The organism is Polaromonas sp. P1_F6, from assembly GCF_056405695.1.
Genome location: NZ_JBFUBQ010000005.1, coordinates 162,733 through 175,562, shown reverse-complemented (window position 1 = coordinate 175,562; position 12,830 = coordinate 162,733). Strand labels below are relative to the sequence as shown.

Genomic DNA, 12,830 nt, shown 5'->3' with positions numbered 1-12,830 from the left:
ACGTGCGCGAGCAGCTATTTAATTCATAGCAAGCCTGGTTGCTTTTCCTTCGCCTTGTCGCGCTTGGGTACGGGGCGCTGTCTGACATGGGTGGGTGTTGGGGGTTTTCAGAATGGTTGTTACGCGGGTTGGTGTTGCCTTTGTTTGCGCGCTGGCCCTTGTTTAACCCCTTTATCTGGAGACAGACCATGCCGAACAAACAGAACGCAAAAAACAAGCAGAGCAAACAACTCGCGCCTGAGGACGCCCGCAACCAGGCCGGCGGCGCGATGGAGCAAGACGGCACACCCAAAGCATCCGGCCACGGCGGCAAGGTTGAAAACGACTTCAACCAGATGGGTGAACAAAAGCCCACGCAAAAGAACGAAGGCCAGCGCACGGCCAACAGCCGCAGCGACCGGGAGTCGCATGTGGGCGGCAGCAACCAGCTGCAGTCGCGCCGCGGCAGCACGGGGCGCTGACGTGGCTGCCGACACGTTCAGCCGCGCGGCGGGGGTGAAGGCCGGCGAATTTGATCACCACAGCGGCGACCACCTGACGCTGGACAGCGCGAAGATCTACTATGAAGTTCACGGTGATGATGCCGACCCGCCGCTGCTGTTTCTGCACGGCGGGCTGGGCACGATGAAGGACTTCAATAGCGTCTTGCCATTGCTGCAGAAGCGCTTCCGCGTGATCGGCATCGACAGCCGGGGCCACGGCAAGTCAACCTTGGGCACGGCGGGCGTGACCTACCAGCGGTTGGCGCTTGACGCCGCTGCTGTGCTGAAGCACCTGGGCATTGAGCGCTGCTGCGTGGTGGGTTTTAGCGACGGCGGCATCACGGCGTTGCGCATGGCTGCGCAAACTGCGTCACGGATCGACAAACTGGTTGCCATTGGCACCGACAAAATGCTCAAGGCCGACGACCCGGTGCGCAAGCTACTGGGCGGGGTTACGGCGCAAAGCTGGACGAAAAAATTCCCTGAGTCGGTGGCGCTGTACAACGAGGTCAACCCGCAGCCCGACTTTGGGGCGCTGATCGATGCCGTCGTGCCGATGTGGCTGGACGACGGCCCCAGCGGCTACCCGGGCGAGTGCGTCAAGCAGATCCGTTGCCCCTTGCTGGCGATTCGTGGTGATGAAGACCACCTGGTGTCGCGCGCCAGTGTGTTTGAGCTGGCGGAACAGGTGCCCGGCGCGAAGCTGCTGAACATTCCGTTTGCCGGCCATGAGGCGCACAAGGACCAGGCCGAAGGGGTGATGGCGTGCGTGAACCGGTTTCTGGAATGAAATAACGGCCATTTTCATTACGAAAAGTGGTTGCAGCCCAAGCAGTGCTTGCGCGAGCGGCTATCAATACCATAGCGCTTGGCATTCCCGGCAACGGCGCTGTTCGCGTCTTTACCTGCCGTTGAGGCATTTCCTTACAAACCGCAACGTGGCAGACGCATGGCCCTAAGTTTGGCGGCGCAGGATGAACGCTTGTTTTTTTCTGCGGGGCAACCACCTGCAGACATCGCCCGGAAAGGCCCGCCATGAAAAAGATCGCCGACTTCCTGTTTCACCCGCGCTATTTGCGGGCCATTCCTTCGCTGGTGGTGCTGACCACCGCCATGGCCTGGAGCGTGGCGCCTGACCCGGATGCGGTAGACACGGTGCAGAAGCGGGCGGGCGTGAGCTTGTCACTCAACCAAACCGCCGCGGGCAACAGCCCGAACGGCAAGCTGCTGGACCAGCCCGAACAGGCTTGAATGCGGCCCAAGCGGTCGTAACGCCCTAGGGCCTGGCCGTAGCCATCCAGCGGCTGATCTTGCCGACCACTTCGGCCTCGATGCCGTTATAGCCGTGGTACGCCATGGCCTCGCAGGGGTCGCCCCGGCTTTGGCCGCCGGTGAAGGTCAGCAGCTCGGCCTTGGGTGTTTTGGCGAGCTTGTTCATCAGCTGCGGCATGTCGCTGAAGGCGCAGAGCTTGCAGCCGTCTTGTTCGTGGTGCACGACCAGCACGGGAATCGTCAGTTTCTCCAGCGGCATTTTGGGCACGGCGCGGCCGGTGTTGTCGGTCAGCATGGTGGACGTGAGCACGAGGCCGTCGGGGCCGCCTTGCGCCGGTGCCGCCTCCGTGGCGATGTAGGCGGCTGACTGCGTGCCGCGGCTGGTGCCCACCAGCCACACGGGCACGGGCGCCTGCTGCCTGAGCCAGGCGATGACGGCCAGCACGTCGGCCGTGTGTTCGGGAGTTTGCCTGTTGCCAGCCAGGAAGGGCGGCGACTGCTTGTCTGACGGCGCGTCAATCACCGTGACCGCAAAACCGGCGTCTGCAAACTGCTGGCGCGTGCGCACAAGGAAGTTGCCGCCCCGAGTGAAACCACCGTTGTCATTGATTTGCAAACCGCCATGGCCGCCGGCGAACAGGATGACGGAGGCCTTGGGCGCGGAGTTAGGCGTGGTGGAGTTGACCGGCGGAATGTAGACAAAGCGCTGGGTGATGCCGGGGCGGGTGGGAATGTCGACCACGCGGGGTGTGCTTTGCGCCTGTGCGTTCCCGGCCACGGTTATGCACACCAGCAGGAAAGCGGGCAGTGCCTGGCGCAGCCACAGGTACCGTGCGGATGAATGCGGTGTCATGGTTGGGTTTGTGTGAGGGCGTTCCGGGATTTATTTAAAAAAAATAGGGTTGAAACCCAATCAGGTCGTGCGCAAGCAGCTATCAAACTAATAGCATGAATGGTGAGCGCTGCTGGCGTTCCTGCGCTTCATGGTGCTGTCGCGGTTTTGATCCACTGCACCACGGCTTCGCTGGCCACGACCGGTGTGGTGAGGTGGTTGGCCTTGACTTCGAGGTACTGGCTTTTGGGATTGGCGGGCAGCTTGTCGGCAAAGTAGGTCTTGGCGAATTTGCTGATCCAGTCTTCGTCGCCCACCACCGTGAGCACCGGCGTGCCGGGCGGGATGCGGGGCGCGGTCACGCCCATTTCGGCGTCAGAGGCGGGGTCGAAGTAGCTCAAATAGTCTTTGGCGGTGGCCGCCACGGGCAGCTGCTTGCCCTGGTTGATGTCGGTAAAGCGTTCGCGCGAATCGCCCTTGCCGTCGGCCACCAGCTTGCGGGCTTCGTCGACGCTTTCGCGCACTGTGGTGTTTTGCAGGACGCGGTAGTAGCTCACGGGCACGTGGCCGGGCGCCAGCAGCACCAGGGCCTGCACGTCGCCGCCACGCGCGGCAAAGCTCATGGCGGCGGGCACGCCTATGCTGTGGCCGGCGATCACGATCTTCGTTGCGCCCTGGCTGCGCAGGGCTTTGACATGCGTGGCCATTTCGGCCATGGCCTTATCCCAGTTGCCGTCCAGGTAGCGGGTGCGCGACCAGGGCATGTCGGGGAAAAGCACCACCATGCCTGCGCCTTCCAGCACCGGCTTGATGCGGCTCATATTGGGGTCGTTGTTGCTGCCGGGGTTTTTGCCGTGCAGCATGAGCACGCCGATTTTGGGGTTGCCGTCTTGTGCGTGGACGGCGCCGGCCAGCAGGGCTGACGCAAAAAGAAGGCCGATGGCCATCAGGCGGTGGAACGGTCTGCGGTGCATAAAGCCTTTCGGGCGGTGGCGGGTGGGGCGGGTTGGATCGAGGTCGGGCCCAATATACCCGCGGCAAACCGTTGCGACAGCCGGGTTTGCACGCAGGGGCCGGGCTTCCTACAATGGCACGATGAACGCCGTCATGCCGCAAACCACCCCCAACGCCCCGGCAACGCCCTTGCTGGCCAGTGAACCTGCCCGTGCGGCCTACCGCGACTACGCACAGCCCGGGCTGGACCGCGTGCGGACCTTCTACCGCAACAACCACCAGAACCAGACCTACGATTTTGTGCAGCGCAAAAAAGCCGAGTGGCTGGCGTTTTCGCAGCGCGAGATGACGCCTTGGGCCGCGCTGGAATTCCTCAACACGCTGGTCGATGAGTCGGACCCGGACATCGAGCTGCCGCAAATCAGCCACCTGCTGCAAACCGCCGAAGCGATTCGCGCCGACGGCCACCCCGACTGGTTTGTGCTGACGGGTTTCATTCACGACCTGGGCAAGGTGCTGTGCCTGTTCGGCGAGCCGCAGTGGGCCGTGGTGGGCGACACCTTTCCGGTGGGTTGCAAATTTTCAGACCGCATCGTCTACCCCGAATACTTTGCGCTGAACCCCGACAGCACGGATGCGCGCTACAACAGCGAGTACGGCGTGTATGCCCCCGGCTGCGGGCTGGACGCGGTGCACATGTCTTGGGGGCATGACGAATACCTGTACCAGCTGCTGAAAACGCACCTGCCGATGCCGGCGCTGTACATGATTCGCTACCACTCGTTCTACGCCTGGCACCGCGAGGGTCAGTACGGCCACCTGACGGATGCGCAGGATGCGGCGCATATGGAATGGGTGCAGAAGTTCAACCCCTACGATCTCTATTCGAAGAACGACAGGCCGCCGGTGCTGGCCGAGCTCAAACCGTATTACGACGATTTGATGGCGAAGTACCTGCCGGCGCAGCTCAAGCTGTAGCTTCCCCGCGGGCGGCAAGGCGCGCTTTCTTGAGTAAAAAAGGCCTGTAAGCCTTTAGGAGTGTGCGCGAGCAGCTCCTGAAAAGATAGCGCTGCTCAGTTCTCGTCGTCGCTGTTGCGGCCGCGACTGCTGCGCCAGATGGCCCGCACCAGCCACAGGCCGCCGGCCATGGCGCCCATAAAACCGACAAACCCGAACGCCGGCAAACCAAACAGCGTGGGGCCGCCCTTGACGGTCATGACGATGGACGAGCCGATGATGAGCGCCGAAATCACCAGGGCCATGGCCAGCCGGTTGGCGGCGCGGTCGAGCTGGTCGCCCACGCGTTTGAGGTGGGCCAGTTCAATGCCTACCTGCACGCGGCCGCGGCGCGCGTTGCGCAGCAGGCGCGTCAAGTCGTGCGGCAGCTGGCCGGCCAGCGCCATCGCGCGGCTCAGTGTTTGCCAGCCGCGGCTGGCAAGTGCCGCGGGTTCGTAACGCGCGCGCACCATTTGCTGCAGCAGCGGTGTGGCTTCGGTGGCCATGTGAAAGCCCGGGTCCAGACCGCGACCCATGCCTTCGAGTGAGATAAAAGCCTTGATCAGAAGCGCCAGGTCGGGCGGCAGGCCCAGGTGGTGATCGCGCAGGATGGCGGTGACGTCGGACAGCATTTGCCCCAGGCTGAGCTGGGCCAGCGGGGTGCTGTGGTACTGGTCGACAAAGGCTTCAATCTCGCCCTCCAGCTGGGAGAGGTTGGTGCCATGCTCGTCACTCGTCCAGTCGAGCAGCACGTCGGCCACGGCCTGCGGCTGGCGTTCGACCAGGCCCAGCAGCAGTTGCAGCAGCTCTTCGCGCCGCCGCTCGGTCAGGTGGCCGATCATGCCGAAGTCGATAAAGGCGATGCCGTTGCCGGGCAGGTAAAACACGTTGCCGGGGTGCGGGTCTGCGTGGAAAAGGCCGTCTTCCACAATCATCTTCAGCACGGCGTGGGCGCCGCGGCGGGCAAGTTCGCTGCGGTCAAAGCCGGCTTCGGGCGTGAGCTGGTCCAGCGCACTGCCGGGCACGCCGTCGACCAGGTCCTGCACGTTGATGCGCAGGCCGGTGTGGGCCCAGTGCACGCGCGGGATCACGATGTAGGGCAGCGATGCCATGTTGAGGGCGATGCGCTCGGCATGGCGGCATTCGGCGGCTAAATCGAGCTCGCGGCGCAGCGACTTGGCGAGCTCGCGCACCAGCTGCCGCGGGTGGTAGGGCTTGAGCGCGGACAGCTCGGCTTCGGCCAGCGAGGCCAGCCGGTCCATCAGGCGCAGGTCGGCGTCGATGACTTCAGTGATGCCGGGGCGGCGGATCTTGACGATGACTTCAGTGCCGTCATGCAGCTGCGCACGGTGCACCTGCGCAATCGAGGCGGCGGCCAGCGGCGTGGTGTCAAAGCGGGCAAAGACAGCCTCAGGCTCGCCACCCAGGTCTTCGCGCAGCTGCGGCAGCAACAGCGCCAGCGGCACGGGCGGAACATGGCTGTGGAGTTTTTCGAACTCGGTGATCCACTCGGGGCCGAACAGGTCGGCGCGGCCGGCAAGCACCTGCCCGAGCTTGACGAAGGTGGGGCCCAGCTCTTCAAGCGCCAGGCGCACCTGTTCGGGCGGGCTGATGCGGGCAAGGTCTGCCACATGGCCCCAGTGCAGCGCATGGCCGGCACGCTCGAGCTTGTCGGCCAGGCCGAGCCGCCGCACGCTGTCGCCAAAGCCGTGGCGAATCAGCACACCGGCGATTTCCGCCAGGCGTGCCATGTCGCGCGCAGCACCGAAGGTCTCGATCAACATCGAATGATGATAGCCCTGAGTTGTGTTGCCGGGCTTGCCTTTTGTCAATTGCGGGGCAAGTGCGGCGGGTTTTCTGGCGGGTGCTATTTGCGGGCTGCTGCGGCGGAAGCGCCGGTTTTTTCCTTCTTGTCGGGCAGCTCGATCTTCACTTCCAGCACATCCAGGTTGTCCTGCCGCTCCAGGTGCAGCTTGATGTCGTGGGGGTCGATGCGGATGTATTTGGCGATCACGGCGATGAGGTCGCGCTGCAGCGCGGGCAGGTAGTCGGGCTCATGGCCGCGCCCTGTGCGCTCGTGCGCCAGGATGATCTGCAGCCGCTCCTTGGCGACGTTGGCAGTTTTTTTCTTTTCACCGAGAAAAAAGGACAGGAAGGACGCCATCGTTTTATTTCCCCCCGAACCAGCGCTTGAAGAGGCCGGGTTTTTGCGCGTCGATGAAACGCATGGGCTTGTCCTTGTCGCCGAGGAAACGGTCGACCACGTCCTTGTAGGCTTCGGACACGTCGCTGCCGTTCATGTGCACGGCCGGCACGCCCTGGTTGGAAGCCTGCAGCACGGATTCGGATTCGGGAATGACGCCGATGAGCTTGATGCGCAGGATGTCCTGGATGTCTTCGAGCGACAGCATCTGGCCCTGGTCGACACGGCCGGGGTTGTAGCGGGTGATGAGCAGGTGTTCCTTGATGGCGTCGCCGCCGTCGATGGCGCGTTTGGTCTTGCTTGAAAGCATGCCGAGGATGCGGTCGGAGTCGCGTACCGAGGAGACCTCGGGGTTGGTGACGATGAGGGCTTCGTCGGCAAAGTGCATGGCCATGAGCGCGCCGGTTTCAATGCCGGCGGGGGAGTCGCAGACGATGTACTCGAAGTCCATCTCGCCCAGGTCTTTCAGCACTTTCTCCACGCCGGCTTTTGTCAGTGCGTCTTTGTCGCGGGTTTGCGAGGCGGCCAGCACAAAGAGGTTGTGGCACTGCTTGTCCTTGATGAGCGCCTGGTTGAGCGTGGCTTCACCCTGTATGACGTTGATGAGGTCGTACACCACGCGGCGCTCGCAGCCCATGATGAGGTCGAGGTTGCGCAGGCCGACGTCGAAGTCGATGACCGCGGTTTTGTGCCCGCGCAGCGCCAGACCGGTTGCAAAGCTGGCACTGGTGGTGGTTTTGCCCACGCCGCCCTTGCCGGAGGTGACCACAATGATTTTTGCCATCAGATAAAAGTCCTTTTGAAAGCGATAGATATTTCAGCCGGGGCCGCGGAACCGGCTTTGCCGGGCCGCAGGCGCAGCGCCCCCTCGGGGGGCAGCGCATTACACGTAGCCGAAGGCGGAGTGAAAAGCGTGGGGGCCATATTGCTAGGCTGCGAGCACGTTCATGACGAGCCGGTCGCCCTCTTGGCCCTCTTCGGCAGGCACCAGCCGCACTTGCGTGGGCTGGCCTGCCAGGCCTTCGGGTAGCGGGTGTTCGGCGGTGCGGTACACGCCGGCAATCGAAATCAGCTCGGCTTCCAGCGCCAGCGAAAAAATGCGTGCCTCGGTGTTGCCGCGTGCGCCGGCCATGGCCTTGCCGCGCAGCGGCGCGTACACATGGATGTGGCCGTCGGCAATGACTTCGGCGCCGGCGTTGACCATGGCCAGCACCACCAGGTCGCGGCCGCGTGCATACACCTGCTGGCCCGAGCGCAGGGGTTTGTCGACCACGAGGGCGCCCAGCGGGGCGGCGGCGGGCGCGGCCACCACCACGGGGGGTGCTGGCTGTTGCTGCTGTGCGGGTGCTGCTGCGGTGGGGCGGTCGGGCAGCAGGTGGGCGTCGGGCACGGGCAGCAGCCCGGCCTGCAGCGCTGCCGCCATTTGCGCGGGGTTGCCGCCCTTCACGGAAAGCGGCACCAGCTGGTAGCTGCCCAGCAGGGTGATGAGGGCGGGGAAGTCGATGTCGCCCACCGCCCGTCCGCTGCGCGCGGCGGCGGACTGCAGGGGCGAGAGGTCGATCATCAGCGCGTCCTGGTCGAAAAAGTCGGGAATGTCGCCAAAGCGGGCCTGCAACTCTTGCGCCAGGGCGACGAGGTCGGTGGACTTGAGCAGCAAGGCCACCAGGGGCAGGTTGGCGCTTTTGATTTCGAAGGTGGCGGGGGTGGTGGCCTGTATGGCAACAGTCATGGGTGGAAAGTCATGGGCAGAAGGACAACGGGCGACCGGTGCGAAAAATGAGGGCGAAGAAAGATGGCCGAGGGTAGCGTGCGAAGCGGCTGATTCGCCCGCACGCTTTGTCGCACTTGTGAGCGTATGAAACGCCGGCCGGCAATTTGTGGCGCGTGAGTGGCGGTGTTTGCACGGTGCGGCAGCCCCGCTTTAAGCGGCCCCTGGCATTGAATGCGCGCGGCCCGTACCCATGTGCAAGGCTCATCAGCTCGTCATTACCCTGGACATTTCATGAACTTCCTGCCGCTGGCGCTTGTAACCGCGCTGCTCCATGTTTACATTGGTGCACGCCTTCTCCCCGGGTTGGGGGCGTATCCCGCGGGGCAATGGCTGTTTGCCGCGCTCCTTTTGGTGTCGGCCTTCGTCATGCCGCTGGGGCTGATGGCCGGCCGTGTAGCCAAACAGCCTTTGGCCGATGTGCTGACCTGGGCAGGCCTGCTTTTCATGGGCCTGTTTTCGTCGCTGCTGGTGTTGACGGTGGCGCGTGATGCGGCACTGCTGGCGCTGTGGCTGGCCGATGCCGTGGCGCCCGGCCACCTGCCGCTGGCGTGGCTGCGCACGGTGTCGGCCGAGGCGGTGCCGCTGCTGGGCGGGCTGATCACCGTGCTGGGTTTTCTGAATGCGCGCCGCACAGCCGCCGTGGTGAAGGTGGATGTGCCCATCAAGGGCCTGCCCGCCGCACTGCAGGGGTTTACCGTGGCGCAGATCAGCGACATCCATGTGGGGCCGACCATCAAGCAGGCGTATTTGCGCCGCATTGTCGACAAGGTCAATGCGCTGGATGCCGATGTGGTGGCCATCACCGGCGACCTGGTGGACGGCAAGGTGAGCGAGCTGGCCTCGCACGTGGCGCCGCTGGCGGAGCTGCAGTCGCGCCACGGCACGTATTTTGTGACGGGCAACCATGAGTACTACTCGGGCGCGCATGCCTGGATTGACGAGCTGCGCCGGCTGGGCCTGACGGTGCTGCTGAACCAGCATGTGGTGATTCGACCGCCACTTCTTGCTGTGGGCCAGGACGCCACGCCGCTGGTGCTGGCGGGTGTGACGGACTACAGCGGCGGGCATTTTGACCCAGCCCATCGCAGTGACCCGGAGGCGGCTCTGCGTGGTGCGCCGCTGGAGGCCGTGCGCGTGTTGCTGGCGCACCAGCCGCGCAGTGCGGCGGCGGCGGCCAAAGCCGGCTTTGACCTGCAGCTGTCGGGCCATACGCATGGCGGGCAGTTTTATCCGTGGAATTTGTTTGTGCGGTTTCAGCAGCCGTTTACGGCGGGTTTGCACAAGCTGCAGAACCTGTGGGTTTATACGAGCCGCGGGACGGGGTACTGGGGGCCGCCCAAACGGTTTGGGGCGCCTTCGGAGATTACTTTTTTGAGGTTGGTGGTGGGGTGAGGTTGTGTTGATTGGTGGTTCTGAGTAATGGGAACGAGCGCAAGCAGCTATTGAATTGATAGCGGCCTCTTTTGGGGTTGTTGTTGGTTTTGTGGGCGTGCTCTTTGCAGAGTGTTGCTGGCCGGGGGTTGCCCGGCATGCAACTCACTTTCTTTTGCTTCGCCAAAAGAAAGTAAGCAAAGAAAAGGCGACCCTGGTTCCTGCGTCCCCTGCGCTTCGCTCCGGGGCAACCTGCGGTGCTCGGTCCAGCCGGGGTCAAAAACAACTCGCTTCGCTCAAACAAGTTTTTGCCCTGATCCGTCTGGACCTCCGCTCCTCGGCGCATCCACAAGGGGGGTGGGAGAGGAATACCGAACAGCCAACAACCGAATACCAGAACCCGAACACCTGAAGAAACAAGGACACGCCATGGCGTGTCCTTGTTGGTATTGGAGTTGGTATTTGTCTTCAGTCCCCGTTCCCGATTAGCCCTTCTGTATGCGCCGAGGAGCACAGGTTCAGGCGGATCAGGGATCGCGATTGTCTGAGCGAAGTGCAACGTAGCGAGTTCGAGCGAGACCCCGCCTGAACCGAGCACCGCAGGTTGCCCGTAGCGAAGCGTAGGGACGCAGACAGCAGGGTCGCCTTTTCTTTTGCTTACTTTTCTTTTGGCGACCCAAAAGAAAAGTGAGTAGCTGCCGGGCAACCCCCGGCCAGCAGCCCTCAGCAAGAGCACACAGCTTGAACAACAACAGCAACATCGTCTACCCTCCACCCATGCCCCAAACCCTAACCCTCCGCCTGAACCCAGGCGACGACCTGCGAACAGCCCTGGATGCAGCATTCGCCCAGCTGCAGGCCGAGCAGAACACCCGCGCGGCTTGCGTCATCTCTGCGGTGGGAAGCCTGTCTCGCGCCGTGCTGCGCTATGCGGCCGAGCCGCAGGGGACGGTGCTGGTGGAACCGCTGGAACTGATCACGCTGTCGGGCACGTTGAGCCCGGACGGTGCGCACCTGCATGCCAGCGTGGCCAATGCGCGGGGAGAGATGTGTGGCGGCCATGTGATGCCGGGTTGTGTGGTGCGGACGACCGCTGAAATTGTGCTGGTGTCGTTGCAGGGTTGGGTGTTTGCGCGTGAGCATGACGCGCGTACCGGGTTCAAGGAACTGGTGGCGAAGCCGGCAACGCCCTGGTCTTGAAAGTAGACCGCGTCTGTAGGCCGGCCCTGACAGCCGTGCTGGCGTCATGGCCATGGCGGGCGTGGAGGACAGGCGTAGAGTGGTGTTAGCGCATTACCACGCACGCAACCTACCAGCACCCAGTATCAAGGAGGCATGTTCATGTTGAAACAATCACCCTTTTCCGTCGCTTCCGTCGCCCTGCCGGGCGTTGTGTTGGCAATGGCCCTGACGCTTTTCACAGGACCACAGGCGGTAGCCCAGACATCGCAAACCACACAGCCGGCCGCGGCACCCGATACCGCAGTGCCGACGGCTCCCTTGAGGAATCCGATGAACCGCAACCCGGCGCGCCGGGCGTCTGAACCCGAAGCGCCGCCCCCGCCGCCGGATCCGCGTGACTCGACCATCCGTCCGGTGGCGCCGCCCGGCAACGACGGCCGTGACGCGGTATCGCCCTCGCCGAATGCGACACCTGCGCCTGGTGCTGCGCCAACGCGGCCGCCTCTTGCCAAGCCCTGAGGCGGATTTGCTGCCTGTTTATAGCCCGTGAGCGGTATGGCGTGGCATCAGGGATGAATGCCAAATGACGCCCTGGCCCAACAGGGACAAGCGCAAGCAGCTATTAAATTGATAGTGGCTGACCGGCGGCAGCCTTCGGTGTGCGCGCCTTGCGGGCGCCGGCCGAGCTGCGGTTCTTCCGGTAGTAACGCTGCGGCGAATCTTTCTGCATCATCCGGCGGCGCAGGCGCGCGGGGTGAAAGACCTGTTCGTACTGCGTGAGCCAGCGCTGTTCGCTGGCGTCGGGTGAGGGGGCGGTCTGCCTGTCGGCGGCGGGGCCGAAGCGCAGTGAAGCCGGGGCGTCGGCCGGCTTGTGGCCTGGTCGTGTTTCTTCCGGGGGCAGCACCGGCGCAGCGTGCCGGCCGTGGCCGGAAGCCTGCGGGCCCAGGTAGTCGGACTCGACGCTGCATTGGGGCGTGAGGATGGCCCAGCGCATGTGGGCAAAGCGGCGGGCAAACAGCGGCGCCACGGCTTCAACGATGTGGTGTTCCGGCTCGAACCAGGCCACGTGCAGCGGGCCGCCTTGCGGGCGGGTTTTGAAGGTGTCGTCCTGCACCGAGTGAAAGCGCAGCTGGGCCTTCATTTTCTGCATGTCGTGGCGCACTTCTTCGGCCATTTGCCGGGCCTGCGCCATGTCGGTGTCGAGCTGGTTGTGCCGCAGTTCGGGCTCATGCACCAGACGCCACAGCAGGCGGTAGAGCAGGCTGAAGCGCTGCGGGTTGTTGTGCAGGATGACGGCCTGGCACAGGGTGAGAAATTCGGGTGGGACAGTGACGGTGGGTGCGTCGCTGAGTGCGGGGCTCTGCGCCGTGCCGGTGGGCGGCACGCCTTCAGCGGGCGTGGTGCTGCAATGCCAGATGACTTGCCCAGGCAGGATGTTCTGTGCCAGCAGGCCGCGTGCGGCACGGCGAAAGCCCTCGAGGTCCGTCTGCCCCTGCAGCGTGACAGGCAGCATGGCTTGTGGAAAGAGGTCGTTCGTCAGCAGGTCATTCATCACGCCCATGGACACATCCTTTCTTCACGGTTCAAGCACCCATGGTGCGGCGGCGGCCACCGTGGCGGGTGTAGGCAAAAGAGCCGTCTTCCTGGGTGCGGGCGGCGCATTGCCAGGACAGAAAGCCCGAATTCACTGTATTAATATACAGTGTTTTGGTGATTCAGGTGTGAAAGTGAGGCAAAAATCCCGGGCCTTTTGTGGCTTTGTCGCCT

At 63.8% G+C, this 12,830-nt stretch carries 14 protein-coding genes; 7 read left to right on the top strand and 7 right to left on the bottom strand.

What is annotated here, in order from left to right; translation table 11 throughout:
- The first annotated feature begins 269 nt into the window (after positions 1–269).
- The 3 genes from AC1DY9_RS16245 to AC1DY9_RS16235 all read left to right on the top strand — a co-directional run bounded on the left by AC1DY9_RS16245 (position 270) and on the right by AC1DY9_RS16235 (position 1,733).
- Complete coding sequence (locus tag AC1DY9_RS16245) at positions 270–461, top strand: hypothetical protein (RefSeq protein ID WP_477667089.1); 192 nt, start codon at positions 270–272, stop codon at positions 459–461.
- Position 462: 1 nt separating this feature from the next.
- The gene (locus AC1DY9_RS16240; protein WP_477667037.1) at positions 463–1,272 is read left to right on the top strand and encodes an alpha/beta fold hydrolase; all 810 of its coding nucleotides are present in this window, start codon (positions 463–465) and stop codon (positions 1,270–1,272) included.
- Between the two features lie 245 nt (positions 1,273–1,517).
- A complete protein-coding gene (locus AC1DY9_RS16235; RefSeq protein WP_477667036.1) occupies positions 1,518–1,733 on the top strand; it encodes a hypothetical protein in 216 nt (71 codons plus the stop codon).
- Between the two features lie 25 nt (positions 1,734–1,758).
- Here AC1DY9_RS16235 and AC1DY9_RS16230 read toward each other — a convergent pair whose 3' ends face one another.
- Both AC1DY9_RS16230 and AC1DY9_RS16225 read right to left on the bottom strand, forming a co-directional pair.
- Positions 1,759–2,607, bottom strand: a complete 849-nt coding sequence (locus AC1DY9_RS16230; protein WP_477667035.1) for an alpha/beta hydrolase — start codon at positions 2,605–2,607, stop codon at positions 1,759–1,761.
- A gap of 128 nt (positions 2,608–2,735) precedes the next feature.
- On the bottom strand, positions 2,736–3,560 hold the full coding sequence (locus AC1DY9_RS16225) for an alpha/beta fold hydrolase (protein ID WP_477667034.1): 825 nt from the start codon (positions 3,558–3,560) through the stop codon (positions 2,736–2,738).
- A gap of 121 nt (positions 3,561–3,681) precedes the next feature.
- Here AC1DY9_RS16225 and AC1DY9_RS16220 point away from each other — a divergent pair, with 121 nt between their 5' ends.
- Positions 3,682–4,518, top strand: coding sequence for an inositol oxygenase family protein (locus tag AC1DY9_RS16220; RefSeq protein WP_477667033.1), 837 nt, complete (start codon positions 3,682–3,684; stop codon positions 4,516–4,518).
- Between the two features lie 95 nt (positions 4,519–4,613).
- Here AC1DY9_RS16220 and AC1DY9_RS16215 read toward each other — a convergent pair whose 3' ends face one another.
- The 4 genes from AC1DY9_RS16215 to minC form a co-directional block, all read right to left on the bottom strand.
- A complete protein-coding gene (locus AC1DY9_RS16215) occupies positions 4,614–6,320 on the bottom strand; it encodes an ABC1 kinase family protein (RefSeq protein ID WP_457281880.1) in 1,707 nt (568 codons plus the stop codon).
- Positions 6,321–6,403: 83 nt separating this feature from the next.
- Positions 6,404–6,700: a cell division topological specificity factor MinE gene (gene minE, locus AC1DY9_RS16210; RefSeq protein WP_457281879.1), complete on the bottom strand. Its 297-nt coding sequence runs from the start codon at positions 6,698–6,700 to the stop codon at positions 6,404–6,406.
- A 4-nt stretch (positions 6,701–6,704) separates the two neighbouring features.
- A complete protein-coding gene (gene minD, locus AC1DY9_RS16205; RefSeq protein WP_348046637.1) occupies positions 6,705–7,523 on the bottom strand; it encodes a septum site-determining protein MinD in 819 nt (272 codons plus the stop codon).
- Between the two features lie 144 nt (positions 7,524–7,667).
- A complete protein-coding gene (gene minC / locus AC1DY9_RS16200) occupies positions 7,668–8,468 on the bottom strand; it encodes a septum site-determining protein MinC (RefSeq protein WP_477667032.1) in 801 nt (266 codons plus the stop codon).
- 273 nt (positions 8,469–8,741) lie between these two features.
- On the opposite strand from minC, the gene AC1DY9_RS16195 reads away from it, so the two are divergent.
- The 3 genes from AC1DY9_RS16195 to AC1DY9_RS16185 all read left to right on the top strand — a co-directional run bounded on the left by AC1DY9_RS16195 (position 8,742) and on the right by AC1DY9_RS16185 (position 11,582).
- The gene (locus AC1DY9_RS16195; protein ID WP_477667031.1) at positions 8,742–9,902 is read left to right on the top strand and encodes a metallophosphoesterase; all 1,161 of its coding nucleotides are present in this window, start codon (positions 8,742–8,744) and stop codon (positions 9,900–9,902) included.
- A gap of 756 nt (positions 9,903–10,658) precedes the next feature.
- Positions 10,659–11,081 (top strand): PPC domain-containing DNA-binding protein, encoded by a 423-nt coding sequence (locus AC1DY9_RS16190; protein WP_477667030.1) that lies wholly within the window; start codon positions 10,659–10,661, stop codon positions 11,079–11,081.
- 141 nt (positions 11,082–11,222) lie between these two features.
- Entirely contained in the window at positions 11,223–11,582 is a 360-nt protein-coding gene (locus AC1DY9_RS16185) for a hypothetical protein (RefSeq protein ID WP_477667029.1), read from the top strand.
- Between the two features lie 103 nt (positions 11,583–11,685).
- Here AC1DY9_RS16185 and AC1DY9_RS16180 read toward each other — a convergent pair whose 3' ends face one another.
- The gene (locus AC1DY9_RS16180; RefSeq protein WP_477667028.1) at positions 11,686–12,624 is read right to left on the bottom strand and encodes a TIGR03915 family putative DNA repair protein; all 939 of its coding nucleotides are present in this window, start codon (positions 12,622–12,624) and stop codon (positions 11,686–11,688) included.
- Positions 12,625–12,830 lie beyond the last annotated feature (206 nt).

Coding starts and splice junctions, on each gene's coding strand:
- AC1DY9_RS16215 (WP_457281880.1), bottom strand. CDS start 6,320: ATGTTGATCGAGACCTTCGGTGCTGCGCGCGACATGGCACGCCTGGCG.
- AC1DY9_RS16235 (WP_477667036.1), top strand. CDS start 1,518: ATGAAAAAGATCGCCGACTTCCTGTTTCACCCGCGCTATTTGCGGGCC.
- minE (WP_457281879.1), bottom strand. CDS start 6,700: ATGGCGTCCTTCCTGTCCTTTTTTCTCGGTGAAAAGAAAAAAACTGCC.
- AC1DY9_RS16245 (WP_477667089.1), top strand. CDS start 270: ATGGAGCAAGACGGCACACCCAAAGCATCCGGCCACGGCGGCAAGGTT.
- AC1DY9_RS16225 (WP_477667034.1), bottom strand. CDS start 3,560: ATGCACCGCAGACCGTTCCACCGCCTGATGGCCATCGGCCTTCTTTTT.
- AC1DY9_RS16190 (WP_477667030.1), top strand. CDS start 10,659: ATGCCCCAAACCCTAACCCTCCGCCTGAACCCAGGCGACGACCTGCGA.
- minD (WP_348046637.1), bottom strand. CDS start 7,523: ATGGCAAAAATCATTGTGGTCACCTCCGGCAAGGGCGGCGTGGGCAAA.
- AC1DY9_RS16230 (WP_477667035.1), bottom strand. CDS start 2,607: ATGACACCGCATTCATCCGCACGGTACCTGTGGCTGCGCCAGGCACTG.
- AC1DY9_RS16195 (WP_477667031.1), top strand. CDS start 8,742: ATGAACTTCCTGCCGCTGGCGCTTGTAACCGCGCTGCTCCATGTTTAC.
- AC1DY9_RS16180 (WP_477667028.1), bottom strand. CDS start 12,624: ATGGGCGTGATGAATGACCTGCTGACGAACGACCTCTTTCCACAAGCC.
- minC (WP_477667032.1), bottom strand. CDS start 8,468: ATGACTGTTGCCATACAGGCCACCACCCCCGCCACCTTCGAAATCAAA.
- AC1DY9_RS16185 (WP_477667029.1), top strand. CDS start 11,223: ATGTTGAAACAATCACCCTTTTCCGTCGCTTCCGTCGCCCTGCCGGGC.
- AC1DY9_RS16220 (WP_477667033.1), top strand. CDS start 3,682: ATGAACGCCGTCATGCCGCAAACCACCCCCAACGCCCCGGCAACGCCC.